This window comes from Streptomyces sp. SCSIO 75703 (genome assembly GCF_036607905.1).
In the GTDB taxonomy this organism is placed as follows: domain Bacteria; phylum Actinomycetota; class Actinomycetes; order Streptomycetales; family Streptomycetaceae; genus Streptomyces.
On sequence record NZ_CP144555.1, the window covers coordinates 3,881,287 to 3,902,434 of the forward strand.

General features: G+C 73.8%; 20 protein-coding genes. 13 read left to right on the plus strand and 7 right to left on the minus strand.

The genetic code is table 11. The features are described from left to right. Nucleotides 1-265 precede the first annotated feature (265 nt). Together VM636_RS17080 and VM636_RS17085 are read left to right on the plus strand one after the other, a co-directional pair. Nucleotides 266-1,192, plus strand: a complete 927-nt coding sequence (locus VM636_RS17080) for a DUF3027 domain-containing protein (protein ID WP_030419462.1) — start codon at nucleotides 266-268, stop codon at nucleotides 1,190-1,192. 544 nt (nucleotides 1,193-1,736) lie between these two features. Beyond that, nucleotides 1,737-4,889, plus strand: a complete 3,153-nt coding sequence (locus tag VM636_RS17085) for a hypothetical protein (protein WP_053914037.1) — start codon at nucleotides 1,737-1,739, stop codon at nucleotides 4,887-4,889. Between the two features lie 147 nt (nucleotides 4,890-5,036). Here the strand turns inward: VM636_RS17085 and VM636_RS17090 are convergent, their stop codons facing one another. Continuing rightward, nucleotides 5,037-7,433: an HAD-IC family P-type ATPase gene (locus tag VM636_RS17090; protein WP_030419460.1), complete on the minus strand. Its 2,397-nt coding sequence runs from the start codon at nucleotides 7,431-7,433 to the stop codon at nucleotides 5,037-5,039. 190 nt (nucleotides 7,434-7,623) lie between these two features. Next, nucleotides 7,624-7,890, minus strand: a complete 267-nt coding sequence (locus VM636_RS17095) for a DUF2530 domain-containing protein (RefSeq protein ID WP_030419459.1) — start codon at nucleotides 7,888-7,890, stop codon at nucleotides 7,624-7,626. Between the two features lie 190 nt (nucleotides 7,891-8,080). Here VM636_RS17095 and VM636_RS17100 point away from each other — a divergent pair, with 190 nt between their 5' ends. After that, nucleotides 8,081-9,526 carry an NCS2 family permease gene (locus VM636_RS17100; RefSeq protein WP_030419458.1) on the plus strand — a complete coding sequence of 482 codons (1,446 nt, stop codon included), beginning with the start codon at nucleotides 8,081-8,083 and terminating at the stop codon, nucleotides 9,524-9,526. Nucleotides 9,527-9,627: 101 nt separating this feature from the next. Here the strand turns inward: VM636_RS17100 and VM636_RS17105 are convergent, their stop codons facing one another. Continuing rightward, complete coding sequence (locus VM636_RS17105; protein ID WP_030419457.1) at nucleotides 9,628-9,810, minus strand: ribbon-helix-helix protein, CopG family; 183 nt, start codon at nucleotides 9,808-9,810, stop codon at nucleotides 9,628-9,630. 156 nt (nucleotides 9,811-9,966) lie between these two features. Here VM636_RS17105 and VM636_RS17110 point away from each other — a divergent pair, with 156 nt between their 5' ends. From VM636_RS17110 to thpR, 3 genes are all read left to right on the plus strand, one after another. Continuing rightward, nucleotides 9,967-10,404 carry a MarR family transcriptional regulator gene (locus VM636_RS17110; RefSeq protein WP_030419456.1) on the plus strand — a complete coding sequence of 146 codons (438 nt, stop codon included), beginning with the start codon at nucleotides 9,967-9,969 and terminating at the stop codon, nucleotides 10,402-10,404. A gap of 24 nt (nucleotides 10,405-10,428) precedes the next feature. Continuing rightward, a complete protein-coding gene (locus tag VM636_RS17115; protein WP_030419455.1) occupies nucleotides 10,429-11,796 on the plus strand; it encodes an MFS transporter in 1,368 nt (455 codons plus the stop codon). Nucleotides 11,797-11,863: 67 nt separating this feature from the next. After that, complete coding sequence (gene thpR / locus VM636_RS17120) at nucleotides 11,864-12,436, plus strand: RNA 2',3'-cyclic phosphodiesterase (RefSeq protein WP_030419454.1); 573 nt, start codon at nucleotides 11,864-11,866, stop codon at nucleotides 12,434-12,436. Between the two features lie 621 nt (nucleotides 12,437-13,057). Here thpR and VM636_RS17125 read toward each other — a convergent pair. After that, the gene (locus VM636_RS17125) at nucleotides 13,058-14,050 is read right to left on the minus strand and encodes an aldo/keto reductase (protein WP_030419453.1); all 993 of its coding nucleotides are present in this window, start codon (nucleotides 14,048-14,050) and stop codon (nucleotides 13,058-13,060) included. A 66-nt stretch (nucleotides 14,051-14,116) separates the two neighbouring features. Beyond that, nucleotides 14,117-14,809: a GDSL-type esterase/lipase family protein gene (locus VM636_RS17130; RefSeq protein ID WP_030419452.1), complete on the minus strand. Its 693-nt coding sequence runs from the start codon at nucleotides 14,807-14,809 to the stop codon at nucleotides 14,117-14,119. A 136-nt stretch (nucleotides 14,810-14,945) separates the two neighbouring features. On the opposite strand from VM636_RS17130, the gene VM636_RS17135 reads away from it, so the two are divergent. Then, nucleotides 14,946-15,926 carry a WD40 repeat domain-containing protein gene (locus tag VM636_RS17135; protein ID WP_338485056.1) on the plus strand — a complete coding sequence of 327 codons (981 nt, stop codon included), beginning with the start codon at nucleotides 14,946-14,948 and terminating at the stop codon, nucleotides 15,924-15,926. 250 nt (nucleotides 15,927-16,176) lie between these two features. Here the strand turns inward: VM636_RS17135 and VM636_RS17140 are convergent, their stop codons facing one another. Together VM636_RS17140 and VM636_RS17145 are read right to left on the minus strand one after the other, a co-directional pair. Continuing rightward, on the minus strand, nucleotides 16,177-16,389 hold the full coding sequence (locus tag VM636_RS17140; RefSeq protein ID WP_030419450.1) for a DUF397 domain-containing protein: 213 nt from the start codon (nucleotides 16,387-16,389) through the stop codon (nucleotides 16,177-16,179). After that, nucleotides 16,386-17,216 carry a helix-turn-helix transcriptional regulator gene (locus tag VM636_RS17145; RefSeq protein ID WP_030419449.1) on the minus strand — a complete coding sequence of 277 codons (831 nt, stop codon included), beginning with the start codon at nucleotides 17,214-17,216 and terminating at the stop codon, nucleotides 16,386-16,388. The genes VM636_RS17140 and VM636_RS17145 overlap by 4 nt, the downstream gene beginning before the upstream one ends. Nucleotides 17,217-17,361: 145 nt before the next feature. Between VM636_RS17145 and VM636_RS17150 the strand changes: the two genes are divergently transcribed. From VM636_RS17150 to tgmC, 6 genes are all read left to right on the plus strand, one after another. Continuing rightward, nucleotides 17,362-17,613: a hypothetical protein gene (locus VM636_RS17150; protein ID WP_030419448.1), complete on the plus strand. Its 252-nt coding sequence runs from the start codon at nucleotides 17,362-17,364 to the stop codon at nucleotides 17,611-17,613. Further along, nucleotides 17,610-17,921: a hypothetical protein gene (locus VM636_RS17155; RefSeq protein WP_338485059.1), complete on the plus strand. Its 312-nt coding sequence runs from the start codon at nucleotides 17,610-17,612 to the stop codon at nucleotides 17,919-17,921. The genes VM636_RS17150 and VM636_RS17155 overlap by 4 nt, the downstream gene beginning before the upstream one ends. A gap of 187 nt (nucleotides 17,922-18,108) precedes the next feature. Further along, a complete protein-coding gene (locus VM636_RS17160) occupies nucleotides 18,109-18,297 on the plus strand; it encodes a hypothetical protein (RefSeq protein ID WP_338485061.1) in 189 nt (62 codons plus the stop codon). 268 nt (nucleotides 18,298-18,565) lie between these two features. Beyond that, on the plus strand, nucleotides 18,566-18,838 hold the full coding sequence (gene tgmA, locus VM636_RS17165) for a putative ATP-grasp-modified RiPP (RefSeq protein ID WP_030419445.1): 273 nt from the start codon (nucleotides 18,566-18,568) through the stop codon (nucleotides 18,836-18,838). 10 nt (nucleotides 18,839-18,848) lie between these two features. Further along, nucleotides 18,849-19,808, plus strand: a complete 960-nt coding sequence (tgmB, locus tag VM636_RS17170) for an ATP-grasp ribosomal peptide maturase (RefSeq protein WP_338485063.1) — start codon at nucleotides 18,849-18,851, stop codon at nucleotides 19,806-19,808. Next, nucleotides 19,801-20,922, plus strand: a complete 1,122-nt coding sequence (gene tgmC, locus VM636_RS17175) for an ATP-grasp peptide maturase system methyltransferase (protein ID WP_030419443.1) — start codon at nucleotides 19,801-19,803, stop codon at nucleotides 20,920-20,922. The genes tgmB and tgmC overlap by 8 nt, the downstream gene beginning before the upstream one ends. Nucleotides 20,923-21,148: the final 226 nt, after the last annotated feature.

Genomic DNA, 21,148 nt, shown 5'->3' on the forward strand with positions numbered 1-21,148 from the left:
GCCCCGCGCCGCGCCCGGGGAGGCCACGGGCCCGCGCCGAAACTCCCGTCGGTGTAGGCCCAGCGCACCTGAGCAGGTAGCGTGCCTAGCGCGCCGTCGCGTCGTTCTCGGCCGCGCGCCTCACGTGCATCCCGCAGAATGGATGACGTAGGTGCGCCCGAGCGCGATCGGGCGCGGACGTCGACGCGGTCCACGGGTCCGCTCCGTCCGCCCCTCGCAGGCAGCGGCGCACTCGTGAGACGGCGTATGGAGAGAAGCGATACCTGTGAGCGCAGCGACAACGCGAAGCCGCACCCCTGACCGCCTGTGCGCCGAGGCGATCGATCTCGCCCGGAGCGCGGCCGAGGAGGCCGCCGCACCGGGAGTGGTCGGCGAGCACACCGGCATGGTGTCGGAGGGCGACCGCGTCGTCACGCACTACTTCGCCTGCAAGGAGCTGGGCTACCGCGGCTGGCGCTGGGCCGTCACCGTGGCCCGCGCCTCCCGCGCCCGCGTCGTCACGGTGGACGAGGCCGTCCTGATGCCCGGCCCGGACGCGCTGCTCGCGCCGGAGTGGGTGCCGTGGAGCGAGCGGCTGCGCCCCGGCGACCTGGGCCCCGGCGACCTGCTGCCCACGGACGCGGAGGACCCCCGGCTGGAGCCGGGCTGGTCGGGGGAGGACGAGCCGCCGCCGAACTCCGCCGTCCTCGCCGAGCCGGCCGACGTGGTGGAGGCCGAGGACGCCGAGGTCACGGCCGTCCCGCCGGCCGAGCTGCCGGTCGTCCCGGCGCGCGGCACCATCGCCGCGCTCGCCGAGGAGCTGGGCCTGCGCCGCGCCCGGGTCCTCTCCCGCTACGGGCTGCGGCTGGCCGCCGAGCGCTGGGAGGAGTCCTTCGGCCCGAGAACCCCGATGGCCCAGTCGGCGCCCGCCGCCTGCGACTCCTGCGGCTTCCTGGTGCCGGTCGGCGGCACCCTGGGCCAGGCGTTCGGCATCTGCGCCAACGAGTTCTCCCCGGCGGACGGCCGCGTCGTCTCGCTGGCCTACGGCTGCGGCGGCCACTCCGAGGCCGCGGTCATGCCGAAGACGCCCCAGCCGGCCCCGCCGGTGATCGACGAGACCCGCGTCGACCCCTTCCCGCTCCGTCCGTCCCCCGACTCGGGCTCGGTCCCGGCCGAGGAGGACGACACGACGACGGACCTGGGCCACTCGTAGGCCCCGGGCGGGCGAGGGGGCGCCCGGCGCGCGAGCGGGCACCGGGGCGGTCACCCGGCGCCGGAAGCGTCCTCGGTCCGGCCGGCGGTCACGGCCCGCACGGGCCACCCCCGCCGCACCTCGCGATCACCGCACTCCTCGATCCGCCGCCGGACGTCCGCGGACGGGCCGGGCCCCCGCCGCTCCGGCCCGGCGGCAGTTCCTCGGGCCCCTGAACCCGGCCCGCTCACGGCCCTGGCCGCGGATCTCCCCGGACGGGTCCGACGTGCGGCAGGAGGGGCCACGGCGCCGGGTGCCTCCGGAAGCGGCCGGACCGGGCCGCGGCGGTGCGGCCGGTTCCGAGGACGGCGCGGGGGCGGCGCGGGGGCGGCGGGCGGGGGACCCGGCACCAGAGGCCCCCGATGCCGACGCCGCGGATTCGTCCGTGCGGGTGAACGCCGGTGGGGGGTGGGGTGGGCGGGGCCGCAGGGACGTCGTGCCGGTCCGTCGGTCCGGAGCGGTACCTTCGAGCTCACGCCGATGAGGGCCGATGAGGAGAGTCAACGTGAGCAAGTTCGTTCGGCCGGCCGTCGAGGGCGCGGACCCGTTCGGTACGGCACGGCTGCGGCGCGGGGTGCTGGACGCCTGGGCGGCGAGCCCCGCCCGGTTCCGGGAGGACGCCAACGCCGAGGAGGACCTCGTCCTCGGCGGCTACCGCGACCGGCTGGTCGTCGAGCTGGCCCAGAACGCCGCCGACGCCGCCGCCCGCGCCGGCGTGACCGGCCGGCTCCGCCTCACCCTGCGCGACGGCGTCCTGGTCGCCGCCAACACCGGCGCCCCCCTGGACGCGGCCGGCGTCGAGTCGCTGGCCACGCTGCGGGCCTCCGCGAAGCGGGACGCCGGGGACCACGCCGTCGGCCGCTTCGGCGTCGGCTTCGCCGCCGTGCTGTCGGTCACCGACGAGCCCGCCGTCGTCGGACGCCAGGGCGGCGTGCGCTGGTCCCTCGCCGAGGCCCGCGACCTCGCCGCCGGCACCGCCGGGGACAGCGCCGGGCTCGCCGACGAGATCCGCCGGCGCGACGGCCACGTACCGCTGCTGCGGCTGCCGTTCCCCGCCGAGGCCAGCGCCCCCGACCCGTACGACACGGCCGTGATCCTGCCGTTGCGCGACCCGGCCGCCGCCGACCTGGCCGAACGGCTGCTGCACGCCGTGGACGACGCCCTGCTGCTCGCGCTGCCCGGCCTCGCCGAGGTCGTCGTCGAGACACCGGAGGGGACGCGCACCCTCGGCCGCCGCGCCGACGGCGACCTGACCGTCGTCGAGGACTCCCGCGAGGGCACCACCCGCTGGCGCACCTCGGCCGCGCACGGCCCCCTCACCCCGGACCTGCTCGCCGACCGGCCCGTGGAGGAGCGGCTGCGCCCCCACTGGTCGCTCACCTGGGCCGTGCCCGTCGACGCGGACGGCGCCCCGGTCCGCCCCCGCACCAGCCCCGTCGTGCACGCCCCCACCCCCAGCGACGAACCGCTCGGCGTGCCCGCCCTGCTCATCGCCACCTTCCCGCTGGACTCCACCCGCCGGCACGCCGCGCCCGGCCCGCTCACCGACTTCCTGGTGCAGCGCGCCGCCGACGCCTACGCCGGTCTCCTCGCCGACTGGCGGCCCGTCACCGCCGGGATCATCGACCTGGTGCCCGGCCCGCTCGGCTCCGGTGCCCTGGACGGCGCCCTGCGCGAGGCGGTCCTCGACCGGCTGCCCCGCACCTCCTTCCTGCCGCCCGCCGTCGTCCCCGAGGACGACGCCGACGACCTGCCCGGGTCCCTGCGGCCCCGCGACGCCGAGGTCGTCGAGGGAGCGGGCGCCGAGACGGTGCGCGTCCTCGCCGAGGTGCTGCCCACGCTGCTCCCCGCCGGACTGGAGCGCCGCGCCGAACTGCGCGCGCTGGGCGTGGCCCGGGTGCCGCTGACCGACGCGATCGACCGGCTGGCCGGACTGGAGAAGGCCCCCGCGTGGTGGCGGCGGCTCTACGACAGCCTCGCCGGGGTCGACCCGGACCGGCTCTCCGGGCTGCCCGTACCGCTGGCCGGCGCGGCGGGGACGGAGTACGGCACCGGCGGGGCGCGCACGGTGATCGGCCCCCGGCAGGTGCTGCTGCCCTCCCCGGAGGCGGCCTCCCTCAGCCCGGACACCCTCACCCGGCTCGGGCTGCGCGTCGCCCACCCGGACGCCGCGCACCCGCTGCTCGAAAAGCTCGGCGCGCTCCCGGCCACGCCCCGCGCCGTGCTCACCACCCCGCAGGTGCGGGCCGCCGTCGCCGCCTCCCTGGACGACGACGCCGGCGCCCACTGGGACGAGGACACCCTCGACGCCGAGGAACTGGCCGACACCGTCCTCGGCCTGGTCCGCGACGCGGGCCTCACCCCCGGCGACGAACCCTGGCTCGGCGCGCTCGCCCTCACCGACGAGGACGGCGAACTCTCCCCGGCCGGCGAGCTGGTCTTCCCCGGCGGCCCCTTCGCCCGGGTGATGCGCGAGGACGAACTCGCCGCCGTCGACGCCGGCCTGGCCGGCCGCTGGGGCCCCGACCCGCTCGCCGCCTGCGGTGTGCTGGTGGACTTCGCCCTGGTCCGCGCCACCGACGTGGTCCTCGACCCCGACGAGCTGGAGCCCCGCGACGGCGACTTCGCCGAACCGGACGACGCCGGACTGCTGGACGCCGTGGACGTGTGGAGCGAGGACATCCTCGACCGCTTCCCGGACAGCCCCGTCCCGCCGGTCGCCACCGAGATCGTCGCCGTCCGCGACCTGGACCTCGTCGACGACGGCAAGTGGCCGGAGGCCCTGGCCCTGCTCTCCCGCCCGCCGCTGCGCGACGCCCTCGTCCAGCCGGTGCGCGTCCTGCTGGCCGACGGCACCCACGAGGTCGTACGGCCCTACACCGCCTGGTGGCTGCGCGGGCACCCGGTGCTCGGCGGACGCCGTCCCGCCGGTCTGCGCGCGGCCGGCACGGACCCGCTGCTGCGCGGCCTGTACGACGAGGCCGACGCGGCCGGTTTCGACGACGAGCAGGTGCTGCGCGCCCTCGGCGTGCGGACCTCCGTCGCCGCGCTGCTCGACGAGCCGGGCGGCGCGGCCGAGCTGCTGGACCGCCTCGCCGACCCGGACCGGCCGGTCACGGCGGCCCAGTTGCACGCCCTGTACGGCGCGCTGGCCGAGCTGAACCCGGAGCGGGTGACGCTGCCGGACGAGGTGCGGGCCGTGGTCGACGGCCGGGTCGAGGTGGTGGACGCCGCCGACGCCGTGGTCGTCGACTCGCCCGACCTGTTGCCCTTCACCGAGGGCGTCCCGCTGCTGCCGGTGCGCCCGGCGCGGGCGGCGGAGCTGGCGGAGCTGTTCCAGGTGCGGCGGCTGAGCGAGTCGGTCACGGGCGAGGTGCACTCCGAGGGCACCGAGCACGAGGTGCCGGAGCCGGTGCGGGTGCTGCTCGGCGCCCGTACCCCCGCCTCGTATGTGGAGCACGAGGAGCTGGTCGTGGACGGCGTGGAGATCGATTGGCGGCGCTCCTCGGACGGGGTCGTGCACGCCGCGACCCTGGAGGGTGTCGCCGCCGCCCTCGCCTGGGCGGCCGGGCAGTGGCCGCGGCGCTTCGAGGTGGCGGCGCTGCTGGAGGACCCCTCGCGCACGGCGGAACTGGCCCGCGACCGCTGGTTCGACTGACCCGGGCACGGCCCCGGGAGCACCCGGGACACGACGGCGGGGCCGGACACCGCGCCCGGCCCCGCCGTCGCCGTCCGGGCCCGGCGGCCCTCGCCCGGCCCCCGATCGCCGGCCCGCCCGGGTCCCGCCGTCACCCCCGCGGGTGGCTCAGACGGGGAAGCGGCGGCCCACCCAGCGCCACACGACCTCCAGCAGGGCCGCCGCCGCCGCGGCCACCGCGACCGCCGCCCACGGCATCGTCACGCCGACCAGCTTCAGCGCGAAGAAGTGCTGGAGCCACGGCACCACCAGCACCACGACGAAGAGGCCGCCCATCGCCGCCACCAGGGTCAGCCGCCACCAGGTGTAGGGCCGGGCGATGATCGCCAGGACCCACATCGAGACCAGGAACAGCGTCAGCGTCGCCGCGCTGGTCTCCGCCTCCAGCGACCCCGGGCCCGTGTAGTGGTGCCGGGCCAGCAGATACGTGGAGAAGGTCGCCAGCGCGGCCACCACCCCGCCCGGGATCGCGTACCGCATCACCCGCCGGACGAAGTGCGGCCGGGCCCGTTCGGTGTTGGGGGCGAGCGCGAGGAAGAAGGCCGGGACGCCGATGGTCAGCGTGGACAGCAGGGTCAGGTGCCGGGGCAGGAAGGGGTACTCGACCTGCCAGCACACCACGAGGGCGGCCAGCAGCACCGAGTAGACCGTCTTGACCAGGAACAGCGTGGCGACCCGGGTGATGTTGCCGATGACCCGGCGGCCCTCGGCCACCACCGAGGGCAGCGTGGCGAAGCTGTTGTCGAGCAGCACGATCTGCGCGACCGCCCGGGTGGCCTCCGAGCCGGAGCCCATCGCCACGCCGATGTCGGCGTCCTTGAGCGCGAGGACGTCGTTGACCCCGTCGCCGGTCATGGCGACCGTGTGCCCGCGCGACTGGAGGGCGCCGACCATCTCCCGCTTCTGCTGCGGGGTGACCCGCCCGAACACGGTGTTCTCGTCCAGCGCCGCCGCCATGTCCTCCCGCTCGGCGGGCAGCCGCCGCGCGTCCACGGCCCCGCCGGACAGGCCCAGCTTGGCGGCGACCGCGCCGACGGAGACCGCGTTGTCGCCGGAGATCACCTTGGCCCGCACGTCCTGCGCGGCGAAGTACCGCAGGGTGTCGGCGGCGTCCGGGCGCAGCCGCTGTTCCAGGACGACCAGGGCGGCGGGCGTGACGTCCTCGGCCACGGCGGGGTCGTCCAGTTCCCGGCCCGAGCGGGCGAGCAGCAGGACGCGCAGCCCCTGTTCGTTGAGCCGGGCGGTCTCGGCGAGCGCCGGGTCGTCCTCGGCGAGCAGCACGTCCGGCGCGCCCAGCAGCCACGTGCGGGGGGCGGCGCCGGCGCCCTCGCGGACGGTGGCGCCGCTGTACTTGCGGGCGGAGGAGAAGGGCAGGGCGGCGGTGCACCGCCAGCCGTCGGGGACGGGACAGGCGTCGATGACGGCCTGGAGGGAGGCGTTGGGGCGGGGGTCGGAGGCGCCGAGGGCGCCGAGCACCGCGCGGACGTGGCCCTCGTCGGCGCCGCCGAGGGGGTGCAGCGCGCTCATGTCCATGCCGCCCTCGGTGAGGGTGCCGGTCTTGTCCAGGCAGACGGTGTCGACCCGGGCGAGCCCCTCGATGGCGGGCAGCTCCTGCACCAGGCACCGCTTGCGGCCGAGCCGGATCACGCCGAGGGCGAAGGCGACCGAGGTGAGCAGCACCAGCCCCTCCGGCACCATCGGCACGATGCCGCCGACGGTCCGGGCGAGGGAGCCCTTGAGCGCGGTCTGCTGGACCACGAGCTGGCTGATGATCAGGGCGATCGCGGTCGGGACCATCATCCAGGTGACGTACTTGAGGATGGTGGAGATGCCCGAGCGCAGCTCGGACCGGACGAGGGTGAAGCGGGACGCCTCCTCGGCGAGCTGGGCGGCGTACGCCTCGCGGCCCACCCGGGTCGCCTGGAAGGCGCCGCCGCCCGCGACGACGAAGCTGCCGGAGAGCACCGGGTCGCCGGGGTGTTTGAGGACCGGGTCGGCCTCGCCGGTCAGCAGCGACTCGTCGATCTCCAGCCCGTCGGCCTCGGCGCAGGTGCCGTCGACGACCACCCTGTCGCCGGGGCCGATCTCGATGAGGTCGCCGAGCACGATGTCGGAGGTGGCGACCTCGGCGGCCCGTCCGTCGCGCCGTACGGTGGGGCGGACCTCGCCGATCACGGCGAGGGAGTCCAGGGTCTTCTTCGCCCGCCACTCCTGGACGATGCCGATGCCGGTGTTGGCGACGATCACGAAGCCGAAGAGGCTGTCCTGGATCGGCGCGACGAAGAGCATGATGCCCCAGAGCACGCCGATGATCGCGTTGAACCGGGTGAAGACGTTGGCGCGGACGATCTCGGTCAGCGACCGGCTGCTGCGCACCGGAACGTCGTTGACCTGACCTCGCGCGACCCGCTCGGCGACCTCGGCCGCGCTCAGGCCCGTCGCCGGCGGGGCGGGTGGGACGGGGGGCACGGCGCCTGGACCCGCTTCCGCGTCGGTGTGCGTCATGCCCTCGACGGTACGTGCGCTCGCCCGGCCGCACCCGCCGAGGGTGCCCAAGATCAGACCTGGGGACGAGGGGGTGGCGCCGCGCGTGCTGCGTGAGGAGGACCCGCCCCGGAAGGGTGCCCCGGGGCGGGGCCGCCCGAGGGGCGGCGGAGCGCCGGCCGTCACCCGGCGGGAGGCCGGCCGCCGGCCGTCAGCCCTGCGCGGAGGCCCGCCGTGCCGCGTCCCGGCGGAGCGCCGCGTCCCGCTTGCGCACGTACCAGATGCCGATGAGCCCGAGGCCGGCTCCGGCCAGGCAGGTCCACACCCACCAGGCGTGCCCGCGGTCGTCGAACCAGCCGTAGAAGGGGAGCTGCGCCACGAAGAGGACGAACCAGAGGACGGTGCCGCCGGTGATGGTCGCGACCACGGGCCCCTCCAGGGGCTCCGGCGCCTCGTGTCTGGGTGTCCACTTCGCCATGCGTACAGCTTACGAGGGGGCCGTGGCGCGGGTGGCGGCGCGTCCGGGGACCGCTCCGGCCGGTTTCTACGCGCGGAGATAGCGATCTCGGGCTCATACGTTCATACTGAACCCGTTTGTCTCTGACCGCTTTCATTCGTAGGAAACACCAAAAGGGCCGTGGGGGAACCCTTGGGTGATGAGGTCTCGCATGTCCACCTCGGCGTCTGCCAAGGTTCCCCCGGCCCCGGGGCAGCAGTCCCCGCAGGGTCCCCTCGACCGTTTCTTCAGGATCTCCGAGCGCGGCAGCACGCTGCCCCGTGAGATCCGGGGCGGTCTCGCCACCTTCTTCGCGATGGCCTACATCATCGTGCTGAACCCGATCATCCTGGGCAGCGCGAAGGACATCTACGGCCACCAGCTCGACAACGGCCAGCTCGTCACCGCGACCGCGCTGACGGCGGCCCTCACCACGCTGCTCATGGGTGTCATCGGCAACGTCCCGATCGCGCTCGCCGCCGGTCTCGGCGTGAACTCGGTCGTCGCCCTCCAGCTCGCCCCCCGGATGTCCTGGCCGGACGCCATGGGCATGGTGGTGCTCGCCGGTTTCGTGGTGATGCTGCTGGTCGCCACCGGTCTGCGCGAGCGCGTGATGAACGCCGTGCCCTACGGGCTGCGCAAGGCGATCGCCATCGGTATCGGCCTGTTCATCATGCTCATCGGCCTCGTCGACTCCGGTTTCGTCACCCGCATCCCGGACGTCGCGCAGACCACGGTCCCGCTCCAGCTCGGCACGGGCGGGCACCTGCTCGGCTGGCCGGTGCTGGTCTTCGTGCTCGGCGTGCTGCTCACGCTGGCGCTGATCGTCCGCAAGGCGCCCGGCGCGATCCTGATCTCCATCATCGTGATGACGGTCGTCGCGGTGGTCATCGAGCTGGTCGCCGACGTCCCGTCCTGGGGCCTGACCACCCCGAAGTGGCCCGGCAACCCGGTCGCCGCCCCCGACTTCGGCCTGATCGGCGAGGTCAGCCTGTTCGGCGGTTTCCAGAAGGTCGGCATCCTGACCGGGGTGCTCTTCGTCTTCACGGTCCTGCTGTCCTGCTTCTTCGACGCCATGGGCACGATCATGGGCGTCAGCGACGAGGCCAAGCTGACCGACGCCGAGGGCCAGATGCCCGGCATCAACAAGGTCCTGTTCGTCGACGGCATCGCCGTCGCCGCGGGCGGTGCCAGCTCCTCCTCGGCCACCACCTGCTTCGTGGAGTCCACGGCCGGTGTCGGCGAGGGCGCCAGGACCGGCTTCGCCAACATCGTCACCGGCGGCCTCTTCGCGGTGGCGCTCTTCCTCTCCCCGGTCGCCACCATGGTCCCGTCCCAGGCGGCCACCCCGGCGCTGGTCGCGGTCGGCTTCCTGATCCTGGCCGGTTCGGTCAAGGAGATCGACTGGGCCGACTTCACGATCGCCGTCCCGGCCTTCGTGACGATGGTGATGATGCCGTTCACCTACTCGATCACCAACGGCATCGGCATGGGCTTCATCACCTTCGCGCTGCTGCGCCTGGCGACCGGCCGCGGCCGGGAGGTCCCGGTGGCGATGTACGCCGTGGCGGGCGTCTTCGCCTTCTACTACCTGATGCCGGCCCTGGGCCTGACCTGATCCGGCCGGCGCCGTACCGGTGAGGGCCCGCCCCGGCCCGGTACGGCCCGCCCCGGTCCGCCGACGCGGCGCGGGGCCGCCGGCCGGACCCCGCGGACCGGTCAGGTGACCCCGTAGAACCGTTCCGTCTCCTCGACGGCGGACTGGAAGCGCTGGTCGAAGTCATCACGGATGAGCGTCTGGACGACATAGTCCTGGACGCTCATCCCTCTTTTGGCGGCATGTTCCCGGAGCCGTTCGAGCAGCTCCCCGTCCATTCGCAGGCTGAGCACGTTGGTCCCCATGGCGTCGAGGGTCACCCCCGCCGGGCCACCCGCGCGAGTGTTTCCGGATTCAGCTCACCCGTAAGGGTGATGCCGAGGTTTCCGTGCCGGGCGTCACGGGAACGCGGCCTGGTGAGCGGTGGTATTTCGACAGACTAATGAGTTACGCTAAGGACCATGCCGGACCTCACCCATGGCGACGACGACGCCGCCGTGAACTCCCTGCGTTCCGCCGTGATGCGACTGTCCCGTCGGCTCAAGCACCAGCGGGTCGACGAGTCCCTGAGCCCCACCGAGATGTCGGTGCTCGGCACCCTCGCCACCTGTGGCAGCGCGACCCCGGGAGAACTCGCCCGCAAGGAACACGTCCAGCCGCCGTCGATGACCCGCATCGTCACGCTGCTGGAGTCCAAGGGGCTGGTCCGCCTGGAGCCGCATCCCGAGGACCGGCGCCAGAAGGTCGTCACGCAGACCGAGCAGGCCGTGGTCATGCTGGACGAGAGCCGCCGCAGGCGGAGCGCCTTCCTGGCGACGCTGGTCGAGGGACTCGACGAGGACGAGTGGGCGACCCTGCGGGCCGCCGCCCCCGTGCTGGAGAAGCTCGCACACCTGTAGGCCGTTCACGAGGAGGCGAACCCTTTGAGTACGGGAACCGGAGCAGATTCCGCCCCCGCACCCGACCCCGACGAACCCCTTCCCCCGTCCGCTTCCCGGACGTCCGCCAGGACGTCGATGTTCGCCTCCCTGAAGGTCCGCAACTACCGGCTCTTCTTCGTCGGGCAGGTCGTCTCCAACATCGGCACCTGGATGCAGCGCATCGCCCAGGACTGGCTGGTGCTGAGCCTGACCGGCTCCTCCGCGGCGGTCGGCATCACCACCGCCCTCCAGTTCCTGCCGATGCTCCTCTTCGGCCTGTACGGCGGTGTCCTCGTCGACCGGATGCGCAAGCGGCCCGCGCTGCTGGTCACCCAGTCCGCGATGGGCGTCACCGCGCTCGCCCTCGCCGTCCTCACCCTGACCGGCCAGGTCCAGGTCTGGCACGTCTACGTCGCCGCCTTCGCCATGGGCCTCGCCACCGTCGTCGACAACCCCGCCCGCCAGTCCTTCGTCGCCGAACTGGTCGGCCGCGACCAGTTGCAGAACGCCGTCAGCCTCAACTCGGCCAACTTCCAGTCCGCCCGGCTGGTCGGCCCCGCCGTCGCCGGCCTCATGATCACCGGCGTGGGCACGGGCTGGGCCTTCCTCGCCAACGGCCTCTCCTTCGTCGCGCCGCTGACCTGCCTGGTGCTGATGCGCGCCCGCGAACTGCACGCGGTCGAGCGGGCCCCGCGCGGCAAGGGCCAGCTCCGCGAGGGACTGCGCTACGTCGCCGGACGGCCCGAGCTGACCTGGACCATCGTCCTGGTCGGCTTCATCGGCACCTTCGGCTTCAACTTCCCGGTCTTCCTGTCCGCCTTCGCCGACGACGTCTTCCGCGCCGGCGCCGGCTCCTACAGCCTCTTCAACACCCTCATGGCCGTCGGCTCCCTGGCCGGCGCGCTGCTCGCCGCCCGGCGCGGCACGGCCCGGCTGCGGGTGCTGATCGCCGCGGCCCTCGCCTTCGGCTCGCTGGAGGTGGCGGCCTCCCTCGCGCCCAGCCTGTGGCTGTTCGCCCTGCTCATGGTGCCGCTCGGCATCTTCAGCATGACGGTCAACGTCACCGCCAACACCAGCATCCAGATGTCCACCGACCCGGCCATGCGGGGCCGCGTCATGGCCCTGTACATGATGGTCTTCCTCGGCGGCTCCCCGGTCGGCGCCCCGATCGTCGGCTACGTCACCGACGCCTACGGCGCCCGGGTCGGCCTCGCGGCCGGCGGCGCGGTCGCGGCCGGTGCCGCGGCGGTCATCGGCCTGATCCTGGCCCGCGTCGGCAACCTGCGGTTGTCGGTCGGCTGGCACCGAGGGCACCCCCAGGTGCGGTTCGTGCCCCGCGAGCGCCGGGAGGAACTGGCCGCGGCGCTGTGAGCGGGGCCGGGCCTCCCCGGGCGGCCGCTGCCCGCCGCGCCCCCGGAGGTCCGGGCAGACTGCCCGTATGAGACTGTTCGCCGCCGTGCTGCCCTCCGAGGAGGCGCTGCGGGCCCTCGCCGCCGAGGAGGCCGCCCTGCGCGCGCTGCCCGGCGCGGACGCGCTGCGCTGGACCGACCGCCCCTCCTGGCACCTCACCCTCGCCTTCTACGGCGAGGCCGACGAGGACACGGCCGGGCGGCTGGCCGAGCGGCTGGACCGCGCCGCCCGGCACACCGCGCCCTTCGCGCTGGCGCTGGGCGGCGGCGGCCACTTCGGGCGGGGCCGGACCCTGTGGACCGGCGTCCGCGGGGACGTCCGGGCGCTGCGCCTGCTGGCCGGACGGGCCGAGGCGGCCGGGCGCCGGGCCGGGCTGCCGCCGGGCGAGCACCGGCCCTACCGGGCGCACCTGACCCTGGCGCGCGCCCGGGGCCCGTACGAGGTGCGGCCGTACACCGAGGCGCTGGCGGGGTTCGCCGGGCCCGCCTGGACCGTCACGGAGCTGGTGCTGATGCGCAGCGAGCTGCCCCGTTCCGGGGTGCCGGGGGAACGGCCCCGGTACGGGACGGTCGCCCGCTCGGCGCTCGGCGGCGCCGGATAGGCTCGGGACCGTGGACCCGAAGACCCGGAACCGGATCATGGCCGGTGTGCTCGTGCTGATGCTCGCCGTGGTGGCTCTGGCGGCGGCGCTCGGACGGTAGCCCCGCGAGGGCGCCCGCCGAGCCGCCGCCCCGTTTCCCCCGCGTCACCGCCACCGGCGGGTCACCGGGCCCCTGGGCCGCACCGGGCGCCCGACGCTCCGCACCACCGCTCCGCCGGGCGCCACGTCCCGCACCGGGTGACCCCTGCCCGGCGGAGCCACGCGGCACCCGGCGGGCACCGGTGACCGGAAGCGGGCCGGCACACCCGGCGGTGCCGTCGCCTTCCGGCGCGGCGCCTTCGCCCTCCGGCGCGGCGCGCGCCGGTCGCCGGGCGTGCGCCTCCGCCCCCGGGCCGCGCCCCGGTCACCCCGCGAAGCGCCCGCCACCGGCCACGGGCCGTCTCACGCGGCGAAGCACCCGCCGCCCGGCGCGGCGCCTCGCCCGGCGAAGCACCCGCCTTCCGGCGGAGTGCCCGCCTGGTGTGGCCCCGGCCCTCCGGCGGAGTGCCCGCCCTCCGCTACGGCCCGCCCTCCGCTACGGCCCCGCCCTCCGCTACGGCCCGCCCTCCGGTACGGCCCCCGTCACCAGGCGAACGCCTCCGGGGACGGTCCCGGGCCCGGGAAGACCTCGTCCAGCCCGGACAGCAGCTCCGGCGACAGCTCCAGTTCCACCGCGCGCAGCGCGGAGGCGAGCTGGCCGGCGGTGCGCGGGCCCACGATGGGGCCGGTCACGCCGGGCCGGGTGAGCAGCCAGGCCAGCGCCGCCTCCCCGGGCTCCACGCCGTGCTTGTCGCACAGGTCCTCGTACGCCTGCACGCGGGCGCGCAGCGCCGGGTCGGACAGGGCCTCGGCGGCCCGGCCGGAGGCCCGGCGCCCGCCCTCGACCTGCTTCTTCAGCACACCGCCCAGCAGCCCGCCGTGCAGCGGCGACCAGGGGATGACGCCCAGCCCGTAGTCGCGGGCGGCCGGGATGACCTCCATCTCGGCCCGCCGCTCGGCGAGGTTGTACAGGCACTGCTCGCTGACCAGGCCGATGGTGCCGCCGCGCCGGGCGGCCAGCTCGTTGGCCTGGGCGATCTTGTATCCGGGGAAGTTGCTGGAGCCGACGTAGAGGATCTTGCCCTGCTGGACGAGGACGTCGACCGCCTGCCAGATCTCCTCGAAGGGGGTGGCGCGGTCGATGTGGTGGAACTGGTAGAGATCGATGTGGTCGGTGCGCAGCCGCTGGAGGCTGGCGTCGACGGCCCGCCGGATGTTCACGGCGGAGAGCTTGTCGTGGTTGGGCCAGACTTCGCCGTCCGGGCCCATGTTCCCGTAGACCTTGGTGGCGAGGACGACCTTGTCGCGCCGTCCGCCGCCCTGGGCGAACCAACTGCCGAGGATCTCCTCGGTGCGGCCCTTGTTCTCGCCCCAGCCGTACACGTTGGCGGTGTCGAAGAGGTTGATGCCGGCGTCCAGCGCCGCGTCCATGATCGCGTGGCTGTCGGCCTCGTCGGTCTGCGGGCCGAAGTTCATGGTCCCGAGGACCAGCCGGCCGACGGTGAGTCCGGTGCGTCCGAGCTGCGTGTACTCCATGTCCTCCAGCCAACGTCCTGGAGTGTGCTCCACGCAAGCGGCCGGTGCCGGTGTCCGGGGCCCTTGTCAGCGTCCGGCGTCGCGGCGCAGCGCGTAGGGGGCGCCCAGGTCCCAGTGCTCCCACATCGCCTGCGCGAACGCCTCGGCGATCTTGTGTTCGCCGCGTTCGTTGGGGTGCGTGCCGTCGTAGGTGTCGGCGTGGAAGTCGTACGAGGGCGGCGGCGGGATGAGCAGGAGCGGGGAGCGGGGCTCGTCCAGGGCGTCCAGGGCCCCGGCGAGCAGGTGGTTGAAGAGGCCGGTCTGGGCGGCGAACCCGGGGTCGGTGTCGACGCGGATGTTGGGCAGCACCGGCAGGACGGCGACGCGCACGCGCGGGTTGGCGGCGCGGGCCTCGGCGACGAAGAGGCGGACGTTGTCGGCGGTCTGCTCGGCGTTGGTGTAGAAGCCGAGGTCGATCAGGCCGAGCGAGACCAGGAGGACGTCGGCGCGGCAGGAGCGCACCGCCTCCCGGACGAGCGGGGCCATGTGGCACCAGCCCTCGCCCCAGCCGGCCAGGTGGGAGCGGGGGAAGCCGGGGTCGGCGTAGGCGTGGGAGGTCGGCTCGTCGGTGATCCGGTCGTGCAGGGCCTCGCGCGGGCCGACGAGGGTGAAGGGACCGCCGTACGCGGCGCACAGGTGCTGCCACAGCCGGTAGCGCCAGGTGTGTTCGCCCGCGCTCCCGATCGTCATGGAGTCCCCGACGGGCATGAACCTGAGCATCCGCTCATGATGGACGATCACCGGGGCGCGCGCGATGTGAGCCCCGACACCCGGGCGAACCCCCGTGTGGTACCCCACTTTTGGGACGGGCGGCGCGCGGGCGGTGTGCGGGCGGGCGGGATGGCAGGCTTGGCGCATGCGCCGACCCCTCGCCCTGCTGTCCCCGGTCCTCCTCGTGGGCGCCCTCGCCGCCCCGGCCGCCGCGGACGGGGTGGACGGCGACGCCGGGTTCACGATCCGGGACCCGCGCATCACCGAGTCCAGTGGCCTCGCCGCCTCCCGCCTCCACCCCGGGGTCTACTGGACCCACAACGACAGCGGCGACGGGCCCTACCTCTACGCGGTGGACGGTTCCACCGGCGAGACGGTCGCCACGCTCACCCTGTCCGGCATCGGCTCGCCCCGGGACGTGGAGGCGATCTCCATCGGCCCGGGTGACCGGATCTTCGTCGGCGACATCGGGGACAACCTCGGCGGCACCTGGCCGCACGTGTGGATCTACGAACTGCCGGAGCCGAAGGAGCTGAGGGACCAGACGGTCCGGGCCACGCAGTACGTCGTCACCTACGAGGACGGTCCCCGCGACGCCGAGTCGCTGCTCGTCCACCCGCGCACCGGGCGGGTGTACCTCATCGACAAGAAGGAGGACGGCGGCCACCTCTACGAGGGCCCCGCCGAACTGTCCCCCTCCGGCACCAACGTCTTCCGGCGCGGCCCCGCCGTCGACCTGTGGGCCACCGACGCCGCGTTCTCGCCGGACGGCGAACGGTTCGTGGTCCGGGGCTACTTCGGCGGCCTCTGGTACGAGTGGAACGGCGGCGACATCCGGCGCAAGGGCCGCATCAGCGTGCCCCTCGGCCAGGGCGAGTCCGTCACCTACACCGCCGACGGCACGAAGATCCTGCTCGGCATGGAGGGGGCGAACAGCCCGGTGCGGGCCCAGGACGCGCCCGGCGGCGGGCCGTCGGACGGCCCCCGGACGCCCTCCGGCGGCACCGGCGCCGCCGCCTCGGAGGACGGGGGCACGGACGAGGGCACGCTCCGTGTCGGTGCGGTCGGCCTGCTCGTGGTGTGCGCCGCGTTCTTCGGCCTCCGCCGCCTCCGCCGCCCCCGCTGACCGGACCAACCCCCCGGTCCCGGGGGGCCGGTGAGGGGCGGTTGCTAATCCTCTTTCGCAACCCCCGGTACTGGCAGGCGGAAACGTGCAGGTCAACCGTGCTGCGATGGCGCCAACCCGTCTTGGTCGCCCCTCCGCACTGGCGACAATCTGCGCCAGGCGGGCGCCGGGATGGTGCCCTGTGCTGGCATGACAACGGCCCCCGCCGTGTGGCGAGGGCCGGTCACTCGGGGGCCGATGGGGGCGCGGGTCATCCGTGGCGCTTGGCGAACTCCACGAGGCCGGCGAACCCCTCACGGGTCAGGGCCAGGTGCGGGCCGTTCGGGCCCTTGCTGTCACGGACCAGGAACTCACCAGTGGCCGCCGCGTGCTCCGGCGCCCACTCGATGCACTGGCCACCTTCGCCACCGCTGTACGTGCTCTTGACCCACCGCAGGGGTCGGGGGCCGTGCGTGCTGCTCATCTGGCGTACTCCTCCGCGATTTCTCGAATCAGAGCCAAGGACTCTTCGGGGTCGCGAGCGGAAGCCCGCAGACGCTCATACGTCGTGCGCGCGTTGTCTACCGCCGTCGCGGAGTCCGTCACGTGCCCCTGCCCCCTGCTCTCCGAGTACAGGACTGTTGCCCCGTCGTCTGGTGTAAGCAGGGTAAACGGTAGGGACGACGCGGGGGCACCCGCGTTGAAGCGAAGAACTTGAAGCGTGACGTGGGGGTTACCTGCGTCTGAGGCAAGGTGGCGGAGCTGGTCAGCCATGACAGCCCGGCCGCCTACCTCTGTTCGCAGCGTCGATTCGTGCAAGATCACCCACAGCAGGGGCGGGGCGTCACGCTCCATGACCTCTCGACGGGCCAACCGCGCTTCAACTCGGGTCTTGATCTGGTCGTCAGTTTCGCGCGGGTGCGTGGCCCGGAACGTGGCTTCCGCGTAGGCCGGAGTCTGCAACATGCCCATGATCAGCGCGTTGGAGTAGTCCTCAACCCGGCTGGCCTGCTTCTCCAAGTTGATGTACGGCACGAACCAACCAGGGTGCCCGTGCTCGCTCACCCGGACCAGCAACCGGGCAAAGTAGCCGGACGTGTTGAAGAACCGGTCAGACCCTTCGGCGAAGTGCATCGACGGCAGTGCCTTGCCGTTCTTGACCTTGGATACGTACGGCTCCTTGTAGCCCGTGAAGTCGGCTAGCTCCCGCTGGGTGGCTCCCTTGTGGGCTAGAGCCGCTTCAACCTCACGCCCGAACCACTCAAGGCCATTCGCGGGCTCACCGTTCAGTTCGGGTGACGCTTCGGTCATCCGTTCAACTCCCATTCTTTCCAAGTGGCTTGGAAAGCCTTCCGACCTGTTGAGCGTACGTCTCGCTGGTGATGCTGGGAGTACACAACGTAAGTACCCGCCCCGCATGAGGGGCGAACGACCAACGGCGTACGGAGTGGCAGGCATGGCGACGGCAGGCAGGCAGCAGACGGCCACGGACAAGGTCAGAGACGCTGAGCGGGCGCGCGACGAGTGGCGCGACGCGCTCAGGGCGGCGGGGGTGCGACTGCCCTCCCTCGGGCTCGACGCCGCTTCGTGCGCCGGGCCTGCCCCGCTCGCGCTGATCGACTTGGGGCGCTGCAACGTGGCCACGGCCCGCGCGCTTACCGCTGCGCTCCGGTCGAACGAGGGCGAGCAGCAGGGGGCGGCGCGGTGAGCCGGCGCGTGTTCCGCTACGTCCCGTTCACCATCGAGCAGGACGCGACGGCAGAGCCGGAGTACGAAGCGCGCTGCGTGTCCGGCGACGAATCCGAGTGCGGGGCCGCGTCCGGCACGCACAGTGACCCGGGGCCGGTCGAGGAGTGGCAGCGTCGGCACACGCAGGAGACCGGGCACCGGCGCTACCGCCGGAACTTCGGCGACTACGCGGTGATGCGGCCCCCGGCGGAACTGGCCGAACTGGCGAACTGGCCGAACTGGCGGGGGCGAACGGAGGCACGGTGTGATGTTCGCCCCGTCCGTTGAGCGCCCCTGGCGCGACGCGTGGCCCCTGGTCGCACAGGTCGGCGACGGTAACGCGTGGCTCACGGGGGCGTGTTGGCTGTTCTGCCGCCGTGAGGGCGTGGCCGTGCTGTGGGTCGGTTCGGTGACCACGCCCGGCGCGACCGGTGACGTGTATGCCTGTGGCCCCTGCCTTGCGGAGCTTGACCACATGGTGCGCGTCCAGGCGCACGACCGGGACGGGCACGGCGACCGCGCCGCGCAGTCCGCCACCCTCGCCGTTCCCGCCCACGTGCCCCCGCCGCGTGCCCTGCCCGCGGCTGGTTCCGGCGGCCGTCACCGGGCACCCCGCCGGGGCCGTGACCTGTACGCCGCGGCCCTGCCGGTGGGGGCGCGATGACCAAGACCAAGACGTGTGAGCACCGGCAGACCGAGAAGCGCGACGGCAAGATCTGCTGCCGGGACTGCAAACGACAGATCTACCTGTGAAGACTCCGCCCCCTGCCGGGGATGACCTGTCAACCGGTTCTCCCACACCAACCCCCGGCAGGGGAGCGGGCACCACCCCCGCCCCGGTTGGATCACCGCCCGCAACCCTTGGACAGGTCGAGCGCCGACCGGGGCGGGTCCTGCACCACAGCCACCTACGAAGCGACCAAGGAGGAGACTTGCAAACGAGCCTCGCAGGTACGGAGACCACCGCACCGGCCCCGTGGGGGCTGCGCCGTATGGCTCCGCTGCGCAACGGTTCCCCCTCGCCCTGGCGGTACGCGGGCATCGACCCGGCCACGCAGACCGGCCGATGGGTCGGGGAGGACGGAACGATGACGCCGGCCGAACTCGGCAAGCACGGAACGAGCGTGAACACCTACCCGCCCACGCAGGTCGGGAAGGACGGCAAGGTAGACAGCGACTCCGGCCACGACGCGACACAGGACTAGGGGCAGCGCCATGGACGGACGCCCGGTGCTGGTCTGCACGGAGTTCGAGGACGCAACCGCTGATCTGGTCATCGCGGAACTGAACCGGCGCCGGGTGCCCGTCCTCCGGTTCGACCCGGGGCGCGACTTTCCGGCGCCCGTGGTGCTCGCCGCGCGCGCCGGGGCGGACGGTTGGGGCGGGCGGCTGACGGTCGGGGAACGTACGGCCGACCTGTCCGCCGTGCGCGCCCTGTACCACCGTCGGCCGAGTCCCTACCCGACGGGTAGCGGCGAGCAGGCGGCCCGGTTCGCCGCGCAGGAGAACCGGCGCGGCCTGGGCGGCGTGCTGGGCGCGCTGCCGGGGTGCCTGTACCTGAGCCACCCGCAGGCCATCGCGCGGGCGGAGTACAAGCCCGCGCAGCTCGACGCGGCGACCCGGGCAGGGCTCACGGTCCCGGCCACCCTGATCACGAACGACTCGGGGGAGGCCAAGGCGTTCTGCGCCGCACAGCCGACCATCTACAAGCCGTTGCACGCGGCGGCGTACGAGGTCGAGGGCGAGCCCGCCGGAATCTGGGCCGCCCCGGTCGAGGCGGGCGAGAGCGACGGCGCGGTGAGCCACAGCGCGCACCTGTTCCAAGCACAGGTGCCCAAGGTGGCGGACGTGCGCGCGGTCGTCGTCGGCGAGCAGGTGTTCAGCGCCCGGATCACCGCGCCGCCTGGGGTCGTGGACTGGAGAGCCGAGTACCAGAGCCTCACCTATGAGCCGGTCGCCTGCCCGGAGGAGATACGCGGGGCGCTGGCGCGGTTCCTCGCCACCTTCGGGCTGAACTTCGGCGCCTTCGACTTCGCCGTGACCGCGGACGGCGCATGGTGGTTTCTGGAGTGCAACCCCAACGGCCAATGGGCGTGGCTCGAAGACGCGGCCGGACTGCCGATCACACACGCAATCGCAGACCTGTTGGAGAACGGAGCGAGTCAGCATGAGTGAACCCCTGCCGTCGGAACACCTACGGGCCGACCTCGCGCGGCGCCTGTCCAAGACCGGTGCCTTGCACAGCCCGGAATGGGGGGCGGCCGTCATGTCGGTGCCCCGCGAGGCGTTCCTCGCGCGCGGCTGGTTCGAGTACGAAGACGGCGGCTGGCACCGGCCCGCGGCCGGAGACTCCGCGGAAGGACTCGCGCGGATCTACGAAGACGACACCCTTGTGACGCAGGTGGCCGGGGGCGTCTTCCCCGACCAGGTCGAGGGGCGCATCGCGGCGGCCCCCTCGTCGTCGTCCACCCTGCCGAGTCTGGTCGTGCGGATGCTCGAAGAGCTGCGGGCGACCGAGGGGACGCGCGTTCTGGAGATCGGCACGGGCACGGGCTACTCAACCGCGCTGCTCTGCCATGTCGTCGGCGAGGACAACGTGACCACGGTCGAGGTCGACGCCGAGGTGTCCACCCGTGCCGGAATCGCGCTCGCGGGCGCCGGGTACTGGCCTGCCCGTGTGGTCGGTGACGGACTGGCGGGCTACAAAGAGGGCAGCCCGTATGACCGCGTGATCGCCACGTGCGGCGTGCACACCGTGCCGGCTGACTGGCTCGCGCAGACACGCCCCGGCGGTGAGGTCCTGGTGACGGTCGGCGGATGGATGCACGCATCCGAACTGGTGCGGCTCACGGTCTCCGACGACGGCACGGCCAGCGGCCCGGTTCTCGGCGGACAGGTCTCGTTCATGCTGGCCCGTCCGCACCTTCCGCCCCCGCTGGGCATTCTGCCGAACCTCAGCGAGGGCGACGCGGTGCCCGCCGAACTGGGCGCGGATGCGCTCGACGACTGGACCGCCCGGTTCGTCGCGCAGTTCGCCGCGCCGCGCGCACAGCGGCTCACACTGGAACGCGACGGCCGGACGGAACACGTCGTGATCGACGTGGACGCCAAGGCGTGGGCGGTCGCCTTCCAAGACGGCGGCCGGTGGATGGTCCGGCAGGGCGGCACGGCGCGTCTGTGGGACGAGATCACCGAGCGTGTCACGCAGTGGCAGGCGGACGGGCGCCCGCCTGCCGACCGTATGCGGCTGCACGTCGGCCCCGACGGACAACGCCTCACCTGGGCGTGACTGCGGGCTGACAGCCTCGATGCCGCCCCGTCCGTCGTTCCCCCGTGGCGGACGGGCGGGGCTTCCTCACGCGCTCGGGGTGGACTCTTCGGGCGCCGGCTCGGGCTTCTGCTCGGCCACGTACGTACCGCGCCCCGACGCCGCGTATACGAGTCCTTCCTCGGTGAGCACGGCAATCGCCCGGCGACGGTCGGGCGGGACAGGCCGTAGTCGTCGGCGAGGGCGT

Coding starts and splice junctions, on each gene's coding strand:
- tgmB (WP_338485063.1), top strand. CDS start 18,849: ATGGACGGACGCCCGGTGCTGGTCTGCACGGAGTTCGAGGACGCAACC.
- VM636_RS17130 (WP_030419452.1), bottom strand. CDS start 14,809: ATGCTCAGGTTCATGCCCGTCGGGGACTCCATGACGATCGGGAGCGCG.
- VM636_RS17140 (WP_030419450.1), bottom strand. CDS start 16,389: ATGAGCAGCACGCACGGCCCCCGACCCCTGCGGTGGGTCAAGAGCACG.
- VM636_RS17145 (WP_030419449.1), bottom strand. CDS start 17,216: ATGACCGAAGCGTCACCCGAACTGAACGGTGAGCCCGCGAATGGCCTT.
- VM636_RS17150 (WP_030419448.1), top strand. CDS start 17,362: ATGGCGACGGCAGGCAGGCAGCAGACGGCCACGGACAAGGTCAGAGAC.
- VM636_RS17095 (WP_030419459.1), bottom strand. CDS start 7,890: ATGGCGAAGTGGACACCCAGACACGAGGCGCCGGAGCCCCTGGAGGGG.
- VM636_RS17125 (WP_030419453.1), bottom strand. CDS start 14,050: ATGGAGTACACGCAGCTCGGACGCACCGGACTCACCGTCGGCCGGCTG.
- VM636_RS17160 (WP_338485061.1), top strand. CDS start 18,109: ATGGTGCGCGTCCAGGCGCACGACCGGGACGGGCACGGCGACCGCGCC.
- thpR (WP_030419454.1), top strand. CDS start 11,864: ATGAGACTGTTCGCCGCCGTGCTGCCCTCCGAGGAGGCGCTGCGGGCC.
- VM636_RS17090 (WP_030419460.1), bottom strand. CDS start 7,433: ATGACGCACACCGACGCGGAAGCGGGTCCAGGCGCCGTGCCCCCCGTC.
- VM636_RS17105 (WP_030419457.1), bottom strand. CDS start 9,810: ATGGGGACCAACGTGCTCAGCCTGCGAATGGACGGGGAGCTGCTCGAA.
- VM636_RS17110 (WP_030419456.1), top strand. CDS start 9,967: ATGCCGGACCTCACCCATGGCGACGACGACGCCGCCGTGAACTCCCTG.
- VM636_RS17100 (WP_030419458.1), top strand. CDS start 8,081: ATGTCCACCTCGGCGTCTGCCAAGGTTCCCCCGGCCCCGGGGCAGCAG.
- tgmC (WP_030419443.1), top strand. CDS start 19,801: ATGAGTGAACCCCTGCCGTCGGAACACCTACGGGCCGACCTCGCGCGG.
- VM636_RS17135 (WP_338485056.1), top strand. CDS start 14,946: ATGCGCCGACCCCTCGCCCTGCTGTCCCCGGTCCTCCTCGTGGGCGCC.